We start from the raw sequence: 12,580 nt of genomic DNA, 5'->3' as shown, positions 1-12,580 counted from the left end.
TCACCCAGCCGGCGGTGCGCGCGCTGGCCGTCATTCGCTGGCGTTGACGTCTACTTCTTTCCAGCTGTCATCCGGGTCAAAGCGCTTCATGGCCTTGGCAATCTTGTCGCCCTGCGGCCCCAGGTCCTTTTCGAACACCTGGCCGTCGTGGCTGATCATGAAGCTCATGACACCACTGTCGTTGTATTTCGCCGGCCAGGCGACCAGGGCGAAGCCACGGCTCATCTGGTTGCCGATCAGGTAGCTGTAGGCGCCACCTGGTGCCGACGGGCCCTGGGCATCGAGGATGTGGAAGTGGTAGCCGTACCAGGCATCACCCACCACATCGTTGCCGAACAGCGGCCCCAGCGGGCTGACTTCGCCGCCCTCTTCATCTTCCCAGAACAGCCCGTCATGCTTGCCGGGCGTGCTGAAGATCTGCTGGGCATATTCCAGCGCGCCGTTGCCGTTGCGGTCCTTCGAGGCGTAGTCCATCTGTGCATCGTGATAGGCGAGCACCGACTGCAAGGCGGCCAGTTCGTTGCGGCCGATGCGCCGGGCGCGGATTTCGGCACTGCCGGCCTTGAGGTCGAAGCGCCAGCCGTTGGTCGCCTTGGTGAGCGGAATGGGCAAGGTCCAGTGATCGGGGCCCACGGCGAGGATGGCCTTGTTGTCGCCCTGCTTGTCGATCTGATGCTCGGCCTTGTACTGCGCCAGGAAGGTATCGACATCACTGCGTTGCACACCGCCACGTGGTATGTAGGTGCGCCAGTCATCACCGAGCAACTGCCCCAGGCGCGCTTCGTCGGCATGCTCGACGCCCAGCGCCTGGACGAACGCTTCGACCGCTTTATCGGGGGTCGGGAATGCTTCCTGCGCCGTGACCAAGTTTGCCCAGGCCAGGCCCAGGCCGATCAGCAACGCAGCAATCGTTGTCTTGTTGTTCATCGACGGCCACCTCCACCACCGCGACGCGCCGGCGCACTGGGCCGGGATATCTGATGCCCCGCTGCGCGCGAGGCGTTGGGCCGCTGGGCGAACGACTGGCTGGTACGACCACGGTTGGCCTGGGCCACGGTGCGCGACGGTGAACGTACCCCGTCGAAGGCATTGTTGCGGGCCCTGCCTGTACTGTTGCCCGAGCGGTTCTGCACGGCCTGCCTGGCCTGGCCTTCACCCTGGCGGCGCTGCTCGAGCTGGTTGCGCGCCTGCTGGTTGTCACGGGTATTGCGCGGTTCTGTGCGGCGATCGGCGGGGCGCACGTTGTTCGCGCCGCCTTGCATGCGGTTGCCCACGCCGCCTTCGGCCCGGGCTTCGCGCGCACTGTTGAGGGCTTCGCGGTTACTGGTGGCCGGGCGCTCGATACCTGCACGGTCCATCGAGGCCCTGGCGCGGTCACGCGCCTGGGTGCGCTGGGCATCATCGCCGCGGAACGCGGCGCGCTGGGTTGCTCCGTCGAGCTGGCGACCGTACTGCTGGCGGCTGCGGTTATCGCGGTACGGGACGCCATCACGGTGTGCGGCATTGTGCTGCCACTTGTTCTGGTTGTTGGTGATGCGGTTGTTGGCGTTGATGTTGTTGTAGCGATTGACGTTGATATCGACGTCACCGTGCCCCCAGTCGCAATCGCCCCAGAGCGAGTTGACGATTGCCACACCGGCGCCGAACGCCAACCCGGCCATCAGCGCGGTGCCCGCGTAGTACATCGGCGACGGCGGGTAATACACCGGTGGCGAGGCCGGATAGGCCCAGGTGCCGTAAGTGGTGGTCGGATTGTAGGTGGGTACGTACACCACCTGCGGGTCGGCCGGCTGAATGATGATGGTGCTGGTTGAAGAGCTGCTGGCAGGTGCGGCCTGCGAACCGCCCGAGTTGGCCGGAGCCGGAGCCGCTGCGGGCGCAGCCTGCACCGTGACGTTCTGGTACTGGTTGCTGGTCAGGTTGCCAGCCGCCTGGGCTTGATGGCGCAAGCGCTGTACGCCGGCCATGACGTCATCGGGTTGCGCCAGGAAGGCATCCCCCAACCGCTGGACCCAGACCGGATCCTGGCCGAGCACCACCAGCACCTGCGGGAACGCCACCAGTGCCTGCACGCTCGGGTCCCAGGTCTGCTTGGCCACCTGCTTGACCGCATCATCGCCCTGGGCCTTGGGGTTGGCCTTGGACCAGGCCACCGCCTCGGTCACCTCGCCCGGATAAGTCGAAGCCATCAGCACCTGGGCCAACAGCGCATCGGGATACAGGGCAATCGGTGCGAGCATCTGGTCGAGCTGCTCCTGGTTGAACACCGCCTGCTTGGCTTCGGCAGGTGCCGGGTCAGGTGCTGGCGGGTCGTCGGCCAACGCCAGGCTGGTAACACCGTCAAGGCACAACACCAACGACAGGACGCATAACAATGGCAGGCGCATCGCAGTTCCCCATCTGGTCAAGATACGTGAAATGAAAGACTTGCAACGCGGGCAGTCGACGCCGTGCGATAAGGGTAGCAAAGGGTCAGCTTTCAACCACTGCGCTGCGACTTGCAGAAGCCTCAATAGTCACTATCGACACCACCAATTTCTACCCATCGTCAGCAATCAATAACCTAGCCCCATCGATTCCCACCGCCCGAATCCTGGAGCTTCCCCCGATGAACACCACAGCCCGCCTGCTGCTCGCTGCACTCTCTGCCACCGCGATCACCGTGCTCACCGGTTGCGCCAGCCACCCTGAACTGCGCCCCTACACCGCCGAAGAAACCCGCCAGTTGCAACTCGAGTCCATCCAGCGCCAGAGCCTGTCACTGGACGAATACGAGCTGCGCAAACGCGTCATCGAGCGCTCCACCAGCCAGCAGGCGGTCACTGATGTCGCCGAGGCTCAGCCTGCGATCAAAGGCTGAGTTGAAAGACCGGATCAGCGCACTATCATGGCCCTGGCCGGACTGATCGCCTTCAGTCCCTGTCACCGAGGCTGGCCAATGATCGATCACCTGGACCATTTGGTCCTCACCACCACCGATGTCGAAGCCTGCACCGATTTCTACACGCGTGTGCTGGGCATGCAGCTGGAAACTTTCGGCAATAACCGCCTGGCGCTGCGTTACGGCAACCAGAAAATCAATATCCATGTACGCGGCCATGAGTTCGAGCCCAAAGCACATTTACCGGTACCCGGCGCTCTGGATCTGTGCTTCATCAGCCAGGTAAGCCTGGAACAGGTGATCGCTCACCTGCAGAAGGTGCAGTGGCCAATCATCGAAGGCCCCGTTGCACGCACTGGTGCAACCGGCCCGATCCGCTCGGTGTACGTGCGTGACCCTGACCTGAATCTGATCGAAATCGCCGAACCACTCGGGGTATGAACTGCCCTGACCAATGGTCGAGTAATGGCCACCGCCGGTAGCCTCCTGGCGGCCAACACAGGTATCCTCAGCTGCTCAAGCGCAAGCCTTCCAGGACGGTGACCATGACCAGGCCCTTGCTGTTGCTGACGCTGGCCCTCCTCGCGAGCCCGCCATTGCACGCGCAACAGATCCAGCGCCAACTGGGCGCTTTCGACTTCAAGCTCGGCACCACACCCTCGCGCAGCATGGCCCAGGGGCTGATCTCGCCGAGTGCGGTGGGCACCTTCCACGGCGGCATCGACCTCAGCCATCCCAACGGCTGGTACCTCGGCCAGTACGCGCCGAGCATGGGCGTGACGCCCGACTCGACCCTGCGCCTGGACAGCTACACCGGCTACAAGCACCACTTCGACAGCACCCTGGGCTACGAAGTGGGCCTGATCCATTACAGCCAGCCGAATATCGCCGGCGCCGACAGCTTTGCCCTGTACGGCGGCATCTCGGTACTGGGCAGCCGTTTCGGCGGCGCCTGGCGCGACAACCCGGACAACCGCACCGGCACGCTGTTCGCCGACTTTGGCCAATTGCCGTTGTTCGATGTCGACCTGACCGTCAAGCTCGCCCACCACCGCTTGGGCACCCCCTTCACCATCGGTGATGGCAGCCAGATCAACGGGTTTTCCGACTGGTCGCTGGAGCTGTCGCGGCCATGGCTGGGCATCGACCTCAACCTGATATACAGCAACTCTGACCTCAGCGGCAGCGGCTGCGACGCCTATGCCGGCATCAACACCTACTGCGAAAGCATGGTCACCCTCAAGGCCCAGCGCAGCTTCTTCTAACGTGTCCTGACTGGTAGCAGCGCCAGTGCCACGCCACCGAGCACCACCAGCGAGGCGAGCAGCAGGCGCAGCGACATCGGCTCGCCGATCAGCACCACCCCGCCCAGCGCGGCGATGACCGGCACACTGAGCTGCATCGTCGCCGCCTGCTGGGCACTGACCTGCTTCACCACCCCGTACCACACCGCATATCCCGCGCCGGAGGCCAGCACCCCAGAGGCCAGGGCATACAACAACCCTGCCGGGCTGACGTGGGTGCGCGCCAGTGCCAGCATGACCACGCCAAGCACCAGTAGCAGGGGCAGACTGCGGACGAAGTTGCCGGCGGTGTCGGCCAGCGGATTGGGCGAACCTTTACCCAGCAGCGAATAGGCGCCCCAGGCCACGCCGGATGCCGCCATCACCAGGGCACTTAGCAGCGGGGGCGCTTCAGCACCGGGCAACAGCAGCAGGACCAGGCCGGCAAACGCGATGAGCATGCCCAGCAAGGTACGTGCGCTGAGGCGTTCGCCCCTGAGCCAGGCGACGGCGAACATGGTGATCTGTACAGCACCGAACAGCACCAGGGCACCGACGCCGGCCCCCAACTGCAGGTAGGCCACGGAAAACAGGTAGGCATAGAGGTACAACGCCAGCCCGCCCTTCCAGCACCCCCCCAGGGCCATGCCCCGCTTGCGCAGGCGAATCAGCAGGAGCAGAAACACCGCACCGCTGGCCAGCCGCACCACGGTGAACGACTCGGCATCGATCGCCCCATCGCGCAGGGCCAGGCGGCAGAAGATCGAGTTGGCGGCGAAGGCCACCAGGCTGAACAGCGCCGGCCAGAGCCAGAATTTGTTGCCTTGACCGGCGATGGCGGTGCTGCGGACACTCATGGTGTTGACACCTCTGAGATAGAAATTCTTGTTTGTGAGTGTTTTAGAGGCTTTATCGAGATCTCACAACAGCTGATCATAGGTGGGTACCTGTCCCGGCCTTTCAATACCAGGAAAACCGCCATGCTTCCGGACCGCCTGAACGCCGACCTGACCTTGCCCGCCGTCATGCACAGTGCCGACCTGCCCTGGCTGGCCAGCCCGCTGCCCGGCGTCGAGCGGCGCCCGCTGTTTCGCATCGGTGGCGAGAAGGCCCGCGCCACCAGCCTGGTGCGCTATGCACCCGGCAGTCATTTCAACGCTCACCAGCATCCTGGCGGCGAGGAATTTGTGGTCCTGGAAGGTGTGTTCGAAGATGAGCGCGGCCAGTACCCCGCGGGCAGCTATGTGCGCAACCCGCCTGGTAGTGCTCACGCGCCACGGTCTGGCGAGGGCTGCACGATCTTTGTTCGCCTGCAGCAGTTTCATCCTGAAGATGGCCAACAGCTGGTCGCAACGTTATCGGCGCTGGGCGATCAACTGCTGTTTTCGAACACCCATGAACAGGTGTATCTGAAGCACGTGCAACCCGGCGCCACTGTCCATCTGGACAATCCGCGTGGACTGGAATGTCTGCTTCTGCAAGGCAGCCTGGACGGCGCGAACTTCAGCCTCCAGCCGCTGAGCTGGATGCGCCTGCCGGCAGGCACGCCCTTGCAGGCAAGCGTCGGCGCTCAGGGTGCTCGTTTCTGGATCAAGGACGCAGCACTCACCCTGGGCCTCTGATCTTGCGCTGGTTCAGCTGCTTCAGCCCTGATTCTGAAAGCACATGAACAAATCTTCACGTTGGCCGTTAACGCCCTGATGGTGGGGGGGATGCGCGATCCGGGGCTGTGGGCGGGTCGCGCATGCCTTGAGGCGCGGGGCCGGGTTGCGTAGCATCGCCGGCCCTGGGGCCGCTAGGCGGCCCAATCGCGGGACAAGCCCGCTCCTACACAGAGCCCCCATGCCGCAACCGATCCCCCTCAAGGACCACGAAAAGGAAAAACACCTGGTCAACCGCCGGCTCCTGGCCTGCGCCGCCCTGGTGTTCAGCCTGTGCGCCGTCCTCGTGGGCCGCCTTTACGTGCTGCAGGTGCTGCAGCACGACCAGCAGAGCGCGGTTTCGGAAAACAACCGCGTGCATATCCTGCCCATCGCCCCAGAGCGCGGGCTGATCTACGACCGCAACGGCGTGGTGCTGGCCGACAACAAGCCCAGCTTCGACCTGACCATGACCCGCGAGCGCGCCGGTGACTCGGCCAAGGTGCTCGACAGCCTGGCCGAGATCCTCAGCCTCGGCGAAGACGACCGCAAGCAGTTCGACAAAGACCTGCGCCGCGGCCGCAAACCGTTCGAGCCAGTCACCCTGATGGTCGGCCTGACCGAAGAGCAGATCGCCCTGATCGCGGTCAACCAGTTCCGCCTGCCCGGCCTGGACGTCGAACCGCAGTTCATCCGCGAATACCCGCTGGCCGAACACTTCGCCCACTCGGTCGGCTACGTCGGGCGCATCAACGAAAAAGAAGCCAAGACCCTCGACAGCACCGAATACCGTGGCACCCAGTCCATCGGCAAGACCGGCATCGAGCACTTCTACGAAGCCCAGCTGCACGGCCACGTCGGCTACGAAGAAGTGGAAACCAACGCCCAGGGCCGAGTGATGCGCGTGCTCAACCACAAGGACCCGATCCCCGGCAAGGACATCGTCCTCAGCATTGACTCGCACCTGCAGGTGGCCGCCGAAAAGGCCCTGGGCGACCGCCGTGGCTCGGTGGTGGTGCTCGACCCGGCCAACGGCGACGTGCTGGCGATGGTCAGCAACCCGAGCTTCGACCCCAACCTGTTCGTCAAGGGCATCAGCTTCAAGCAGTACGCCGCACTGCGCGACTCTATCGACCGCCCCCTGTTCAACCGCGTGCTGCGCGGCCTGTATGCACCCGGCTCGACGGTCAAGCCGGAAGTGGCCATTGCCGGCCTCGACAGTGGCGTGATCACCCCGGGCAGCCGGGTGTTCGACCCGGGCTACTACGAGCTGCCCAACTACGACCACAAGTACCGCAACTGGAACCACAGCGGCGATGGCTGGGTGGACATGTACACCGCCATCATGCGTTCCAACGACACCTACTTCTACGACCTGGCGCACAAGCTCGGCATCGACCGCCTGCACGACTACATGGCCGAGTTCGGCCTGGGCCAGAAGGTCTCGCTGGACATGTTCGAGGAAGCGCCCGGGCTGATGCCTTCGCAAGCGTGGAAGCGCGCTACCCGCCGCCAGGCCTGGTTCCCGGGCGAGACGCTGATCCTCGGCATCGGCCAGGGCTATATGCAGGTCACCCCGCTGCAGCTGGCCCAAGCCACCAGCCTGCTGGCCAGCAAGGGCGTGTGGCATCGCCCACACCTGGCCATGACCGTGGGTGGCGAAACCCCGGTCGACCCCAACCCGATGCCCGACATCGTGCTGCGCGACAAGCACGCCTGGGACCAGGTCAACGTCGGCATGCAGATGGTCATGCACGACCCGCGCGGCATCGCCCGCGCCGCTGCGGCCGGCTCACAGTACCGCATCGCCGGCAAGAGCGGCACGGCGCAGGTGGTGGCGATCAAGCAAGGTGAGCGCTACAACCGCAACAAGACCCTCGAGCGACACCGCGACAACGCCCTGTTCGTCGGTTTCGCCCCGGCCGACCACCCGAGCATGGTGGTGGCGGTGATGATCGAGAACGGCGAGGCCGGCGGCCGCGTTGCCGGGCCGGTGGTGCGCGAAGTCATGGATGCCTATCTGCTCGATGAGCAGGGCCATCTGAAGCCTCAGTTTGCCGGCACGCCGGCGGCCAAGGCAGTGCCACACACCTGAGGCGCAGGTGGAAACACTGCGGTCTCAAATTGCTACATTTCGAAGCGCCATCAGGGCGCTTGCCGCATGACGGGTGCGCTCCAAGCGACCAAAACGCACCAATTAATCTATTTTTATCAATGCCTTACCTCGTAGTCAGGATAATCGCGGAGGTCTCCAGGCCTGCTTTTTGCTTGAATATTCAAGTGATTTGTAATGCAAGCCCTAAGACCAAGAGTTCGCCCGAGCGATCCGCGCCAAGTTCTACTGCGTGAGGCATCCATGACCCCTGCAAGCCGCGTTTCCGACGACCACTTCCAGGCCTGGCTGAGCCAGGTCAATGAAGCCTGCGGCCATTTCAACGGCCGCAAGCTCGACCCCGGTTTCATCGGCCAGCTGGAAAAGTGCCAGGTGGGCCAGATATCCATGAGCATCGTCGACATGACCCAGGTCAACCTGTTCCGTGGCCAGCGGGAAATCCGCGCGAGCAGTGCCGACCACTACTATGCCGTGCTGCAGATGGCCGGCACCTCGCGCATCGAGCACCAGGACGCCTGTATCGAACTGCAGGCCGGCGACCTGACCCTGATCGATGCCAGCACCCCGCTGGACATGCACTTCCACCAGCGCTCGCGCCAGCTGTCGCTGATCCTGCCGCGCAGCCAGGTGCAAAGCGGCACCCGTGGCGTCGGCGTGGCCTGCGCCAGGCGGATCGAGGCCACCACGCCCCTGGCCAGCATCGCCCGGCAGATGATGCTCGAAGCCGGCCGCACCCAGCACATGGCCAACCACGAAAGCCAGGCGGTGCTGGATGCCCTGGTCACCGTGTTGCGCCCCGCCATTGCCCAGGACGCAATACCGGGCAGCCACGAGCGCATGTTCCGCAAGGCCTTGGCACTGATCGACCAGAACATCACTTGCGAAGGCCTCTGCCCGGAGTTCATCGCCCGTGGAGTGGGCATCTCGATGCGCAGCCTGTACCGCATCTTTGCCAAGCACGAGCTGGTCATCGCCCAGTACATCCGCAACCGCCGCCTGGACTTCTGCGCCGAAAGCCTGCGCAACCCGGCCATGGACCAGAAAGTCTCGTCGCTGGGCTACGCCTGGGGCTTTTCCGACTCCAGCTACTTCAGCACCGCGTTCAAGGGCCGCTTCGGCATGACTCCCGGCGAGTACCGCAAGCGCCACGCCAACTGACAAACCGAGTAAACACAGCTGGCCCCGCAACGGGGCCTCCTGCATTGGCGCGCTGCTGTCACCTTGGCACAGCACCCAAACCAACTGGCAGCCAGCACAAAAGCCGGCCCCCGGGCTTCCTGCATGATCCTTGGCATGTCTTCGGAACTTCTGCCAAACCCATAACAAAGGAAGCCAGACCATGCACCACCGTCCGTTCCGTCTCACCCTGGCCGCGGTCCTCGCCGCAGTCCTGGCGGGAGCCTCGCTGGAGGCGTCAGCCCAGGAGCTCTACGGCGATGACGAGCGCCACCTCAATGCCAATGTGGAGGCCGTGTTCGGTGTGTTCCACAGTGAAGAAAGCTACGCCATCGCCCGCGACCAGCCCGGCTCCATCTCGTGGCGCGAGGGCTACATCAAATACGGATTGAGCGGCGATCAGCGCGTGGCTGGCAACGGCTCGCTTTACGGCGCCTTCGCCCTGCTCAGCTCCGGCACCTGGGGCGATGGCGACGCCGCCGGCTTCAGTGACGGCAGCGAACGCACCACCAAGATCGAGGATGCCTACCTGGGCTGGAAGTCCGGCAATCTGGTGCCAGCGCTGGGCCAGGACGGCATCGACCTGTCGTTCGGCAAGCAGACGGTCGCGGTCGGTGATGGCTTCCTGATCCAGGGCGACTCGCTCAACGTGGGCCACGGCCTGGCCGATGGCCAGTTCAACCGCGGCGGCGCCTACTACCTGGCGGCGCGCAAGAGCTTCGACAAGACCGCCGTGCTGCGCCTGGGCGGCAAGCAGGGCTGGCGCAGCGACCTGATGTGGCTGCAGTCAGACAACCGCGCCCAGGCCAAGACCGAAATGCACGTTGCCACCCTGGAGCACGTGGCCGATGCCGGCACGGTCGGCCTGACCTACATCGACACCACCCACGTAGATAAAGCGTTTGCCTCGCCGCAGCAGCTGGAACGCGACGGCATGAAGACCTACAGCCTGCGAGGCCAGGGCAATGCCGGGGTAGAGAACCTGTTCCTGTCCGGCGAGTACGCCAAGCAGGACAAACCGCACACCGCCACCGAGGATGCCTGGTACCTGGAAGCCGGCTGGACCTTCGCCGACGTGCCGTGGCAACCGAACCTCAGCTACCGCTACAGCCGCTTCTCCGAAGGCTATGACACCTTGTTCTACGGGCTGGGCCGCGGCCTGGGCACCTGGTTCCAGGGTGAAGTGGCCGGCAACTATGCCGGGCCGTTCAACAGCAATGCGCGCATTCAGAAAGTGGGGCTGACGGTGAGCCCGACCCAGTCGCTCAAGGTCGGGATCCTGGGCTTCGACTTCGACACCATCGACCGCAGCCTGGGCAATGCCGACGGGCATGAAGTGGATCTGTATGCGGAGTGGACAATCAATGATCACCTGATGATCGTGCCGCTGGTGGGCCTGTACCAGCCGGATCACAGTGCCGAGCAAGGTGGCACGCAGCTTGGCAATGACAACCGCAACCTCTACAGCCAGGTGGTGTTCGTCAGTACCTTCTGAGGCTTGTTCGCTTGTGTGCGCTTGAGAGTTGTAGGGCGGCGTAGATCGAGCGCCGCTCGCGCGGCGCATCGCGAGCTGCGCTCGCTCCTACGTTTGTTTCTGGCCAGTAACGCCTGTGGCAGGCGCGCGCGACCGCCTTGTTGGTACGACGCGATATCGAGGCATGCGCCAAGGCGTTCGCGCGCAAAATCCACAGGAGATATTGGCCCGAAACAAACGTAGGAGCGAGCAAAGCTCGCGATGCGCCGCGCGGGCGGCGCTCGATCTATGCCCCCCTACAAAACCCAAGTCATACACCCGGCTGCGTCAACGCACCGACCGCTCAGGCACCGGCAACGGCGCCTCACTGTTCCAGGCCGTCACCGGCCGACTGAACAGGTTCTCGGTCTGGAAATGCGCCATCCGCCACTGCCCTTCTTCCTGCGCAAAACGCACCGTCAGGCGCGCCGCATTCAAGTGCGAGGTACCATCGGCAAAGGTGCTGGTCTGCAGCATCACCCAGCGCCCCAACCCCTGCCCGCCGTCCACCTCGATGACCTCACTGGTCAGGAAGTGCACGTTCAAGGCAAAGTGCGCCGGGGTCTTCATGTAGGTGGCGAACATCGCCCGGATCGCCTCACGCCCCCGGTAGCCGCCAAAGCTCGCGGCATACTTGGCGCCCTTGCCTTCCCACAGGGCCTCGCGGGTGAACAGGCCGGCCAGCTCGTCCAGCGGTGTGCTGGCGTCGAGCTGGTCGCACAGTTCCATGTAGCGGTTGATGCACACGCGGATGGCCTGCTGGTCTTCAAAGCGTTGCAGGCGGGCCTGCAGTTCATGGATATCGGTCATCGCCACCTCAGTACAGGTTCAGCAGCAAACGCTCGGCCACGGCCAGCAGCTTCTCGTCGGCGCCCTTGGCCGCCACCAGTTGCAGGCCGACCGGCAGGCCGGCTTCGCTGCCCAGCGGGATGCTCAGGGCCGGGTGCCCCGACAGGTTGAATGGCCGCACCAGCGAGGTCATGCCCAGCACGGCACGGGTATCGGCGGCGTCTTCCAGGCGCAGCGGGAAGTCCGGCATGGTCGGCAACGCCAGCACATCGTAGCTGGCCAGGGCCTGGTCGACTTCCGCAGTGAAGCGTCGGCGCACTTCTTCGGCTTCGGCCAGCGCCGTGTCGGTGGTCTGCCCGGCTGCTGTCAGGCGCCCGGCGATATCGGCGCCGACCTTGCCGGTTTCCAGCAGGTGGCCGCAACCGGCGAAGGTCTCGCGGTTGATCACCACCATGCCAGCCTCGTAGGCCGCACCGAAATGCTTGAGTTCGACATTGCCCAGGGGCAGGCCGCTGGCCGTCAGGGCACCCTGCACCACTTTGTGGATCGCCGCTTCGGCGGTGACCCGCAGCACGCCGATACGGGCCCTGGCCGGGACCTGCGCCGGGGTGAAGGTCGGGTCGATCAGGGTCATCGCCCGCACCAGCATTGGCAGGCTCGCGGCAAACGGGCCGATGCAGTCGAGGCTGGTGTGTGCCGGCATTACGCCTTTGCGGCTGACCCGGCCAAAGGTCGGCTTGAGGCCGAACACGCCGCAGCAGCAGGCCGGTATACGCACCGAGCCACCGGTGTCCGTACCCAGGCTGAAGTCAGCCAGGCCGGCAGCCACCGCTGCTGCCGAGCCACTGGACGAGCCACCCGGAATGCGCCCGGGGAAGCGTGGGTTGGCCGCCGTGCCGGTGTAGTGGTTGATGCCGGTGGTGCCGAACGCCAGTTCATGCAGGCTGACCTTGCCGGTCAGGCGCGCGCCGTTGGCCAGCAAGTGGCTGACCACTTCGGCATGCCGTTCGGCCAGCGGTGCGTGCTCCAGCGCCTGGCTGCTGGCGCGGGTCGCGGTACCAGCGACGTCGATGGTGTCCTTGACCACGACCCGGGGGCCGCTGCCGCCCAGATCAAGGGTTTCTACTATGATTGTCATTTTCGTGGAGCCCTTTTCAAGAATGGATGCCGGACCGTGGCCCAGCC

The 12,580-nt window shown here is 64.6% G+C and carries 12 protein-coding genes; 7 read left to right on the top strand and 5 right to left on the bottom strand.

All coding sequences use genetic code 11. The features are described from left to right. Positions 1-30: 30 nt before the first annotated feature. Positions 31-927, bottom strand: a complete 897-nt coding sequence (locus ACOKS3_RS12030) for a DUF2950 domain-containing protein (RefSeq protein WP_103446936.1) — start codon at positions 925-927, stop codon at positions 31-33. Beyond that, positions 924-2,387, bottom strand: a complete 1,464-nt coding sequence (locus ACOKS3_RS12025; protein ID WP_103446935.1) for a DUF3300 domain-containing protein — start codon at positions 2,385-2,387, stop codon at positions 924-926. Before ACOKS3_RS12025 ends, ACOKS3_RS12030 begins: the two co-directional genes overlap by 4 nt. Positions 2,388-2,608: 221 nt before the next feature. Between ACOKS3_RS12025 and ACOKS3_RS12020 the strand changes: the two genes are divergently transcribed. The 3 genes from ACOKS3_RS12020 (at position 2,609) to ACOKS3_RS12010 (ending at position 4,146) form a co-directional block, all read left to right on the top strand. After that, positions 2,609-2,860 (top strand): hypothetical protein, encoded by a 252-nt coding sequence (locus ACOKS3_RS12020; RefSeq protein WP_422763064.1) that lies wholly within the window; start codon positions 2,609-2,611, stop codon positions 2,858-2,860. A gap of 78 nt (positions 2,861-2,938) precedes the next feature. Next, entirely contained in the window at positions 2,939-3,322 is a 384-nt protein-coding gene (locus ACOKS3_RS12015; protein WP_103446933.1) for a VOC family protein, read from the top strand. Positions 3,323-3,426: 104 nt separating this feature from the next. Further along, a complete protein-coding gene (locus tag ACOKS3_RS12010) occupies positions 3,427-4,146 on the top strand; it encodes a TorF family putative porin (RefSeq protein WP_103446932.1) in 720 nt (239 codons plus the stop codon). On the opposite strand, the gene ACOKS3_RS12005 is transcribed toward ACOKS3_RS12010, so the two are convergent. Then, positions 4,143-5,021 carry a DMT family transporter gene (locus tag ACOKS3_RS12005; protein WP_422763063.1) on the bottom strand — a complete coding sequence of 293 codons (879 nt, stop codon included), beginning with the start codon at positions 5,019-5,021 and terminating at the stop codon, positions 4,143-4,145. The two genes, ACOKS3_RS12010 and ACOKS3_RS12005, sit on opposite strands and share 4 nt — an antisense overlap. A 123-nt stretch (positions 5,022-5,144) precedes the next feature. On the opposite strand from ACOKS3_RS12005, the gene ACOKS3_RS12000 reads away from it, so the two are divergent. From ACOKS3_RS12000 to ACOKS3_RS11985, 4 genes are all read left to right on the top strand, one after another. Beyond that, entirely contained in the window at positions 5,145-5,786 is a 642-nt protein-coding gene (locus ACOKS3_RS12000; protein WP_422763062.1) for a cupin domain-containing protein, read from the top strand. 220 nt (positions 5,787-6,006) lie between these two features. Beyond that, on the top strand, positions 6,007-7,899 hold the full coding sequence (gene mrdA, locus ACOKS3_RS11995; protein WP_103446930.1) for a penicillin-binding protein 2: 1,893 nt from the start codon (positions 6,007-6,009) through the stop codon (positions 7,897-7,899). Positions 7,900-8,160: 261 nt separating this feature from the next. Further along, a complete protein-coding gene (gene feaR, locus ACOKS3_RS11990) occupies positions 8,161-9,075 on the top strand; it encodes a transcriptional regulator FeaR (protein WP_422763061.1) in 915 nt (304 codons plus the stop codon). Between the two features lie 181 nt (positions 9,076-9,256). Next, positions 9,257-10,588 (top strand): alginate export family protein, encoded by a 1,332-nt coding sequence (locus ACOKS3_RS11985; protein WP_422763060.1) that lies wholly within the window; start codon positions 9,257-9,259, stop codon positions 10,586-10,588. Positions 10,589-10,894: 306 nt separating this feature from the next. Here the strand turns inward: ACOKS3_RS11985 and ACOKS3_RS11980 are convergent, their stop codons facing one another. Together ACOKS3_RS11980 and ACOKS3_RS11975 are read right to left on the bottom strand one after the other, a co-directional pair. Beyond that, the gene (locus ACOKS3_RS11980) at positions 10,895-11,416 is read right to left on the bottom strand and encodes a nuclear transport factor 2 family protein (RefSeq protein ID WP_103446928.1); all 522 of its coding nucleotides are present in this window, start codon (positions 11,414-11,416) and stop codon (positions 10,895-10,897) included. A 7-nt stretch (positions 11,417-11,423) separates the two neighbouring features. Beyond that, positions 11,424-12,533: an amidase gene (locus ACOKS3_RS11975; protein WP_422763059.1), complete on the bottom strand. Its 1,110-nt coding sequence runs from the start codon at positions 12,531-12,533 to the stop codon at positions 11,424-11,426. Positions 12,534-12,580 lie beyond the last annotated feature (47 nt).

This window comes from Pseudomonas sp. HS6-2, from assembly GCF_049325675.2.
Classification (GTDB): Bacteria; Pseudomonadota; Gammaproteobacteria; order Pseudomonadales; family Pseudomonadaceae; genus Aquipseudomonas; species Aquipseudomonas putida_N.
Note: the sequence above shows the minus strand (reverse complement) of the source record. Positions and strands in the feature narration are given on the sequence as shown.

Bases quoted from the DNA above. Each gene is read 5' to 3' on its own strand.
- ACOKS3_RS12030 (WP_103446936.1), bottom strand. From the start codon at position 927: ATGAACAACAAGACAACGATTGCTGCGTTGCTGATCGGCCTGGGCCTG.
- ACOKS3_RS12000 (WP_422763062.1), top strand. From the start codon at position 5,145: ATGCTTCCGGACCGCCTGAACGCCGACCTGACCTTGCCCGCCGTCATG.
- ACOKS3_RS12010 (WP_103446932.1), top strand. From the start codon at position 3,427: ATGACCAGGCCCTTGCTGTTGCTGACGCTGGCCCTCCTCGCGAGCCCG.
- ACOKS3_RS12025 (WP_103446935.1), bottom strand. From the start codon at position 2,387: ATGCGCCTGCCATTGTTATGCGTCCTGTCGTTGGTGTTGTGCCTTGAC.
- ACOKS3_RS12015 (WP_103446933.1), top strand. From the start codon at position 2,939: ATGATCGATCACCTGGACCATTTGGTCCTCACCACCACCGATGTCGAA.
- mrdA (WP_103446930.1), top strand. From the start codon at position 6,007: ATGCCGCAACCGATCCCCCTCAAGGACCACGAAAAGGAAAAACACCTG.
- ACOKS3_RS12005 (WP_422763063.1), bottom strand. From the start codon at position 5,021: ATGAGTGTCCGCAGCACCGCCATCGCCGGTCAAGGCAACAAATTCTGG.
- ACOKS3_RS11975 (WP_422763059.1), bottom strand. From the start codon at position 12,533: ATGACAATCATAGTAGAAACCCTTGATCTGGGCGGCAGCGGCCCCCGG.
- ACOKS3_RS11985 (WP_422763060.1), top strand. From the start codon at position 9,257: ATGCACCACCGTCCGTTCCGTCTCACCCTGGCCGCGGTCCTCGCCGCA.
- ACOKS3_RS11980 (WP_103446928.1), bottom strand. From the start codon at position 11,416: ATGACCGATATCCATGAACTGCAGGCCCGCCTGCAACGCTTTGAAGAC.
- ACOKS3_RS12020 (WP_422763064.1), top strand. From the start codon at position 2,609: ATGAACACCACAGCCCGCCTGCTGCTCGCTGCACTCTCTGCCACCGCG.
- feaR (WP_422763061.1), top strand. From the start codon at position 8,161: ATGACCCCTGCAAGCCGCGTTTCCGACGACCACTTCCAGGCCTGGCTG.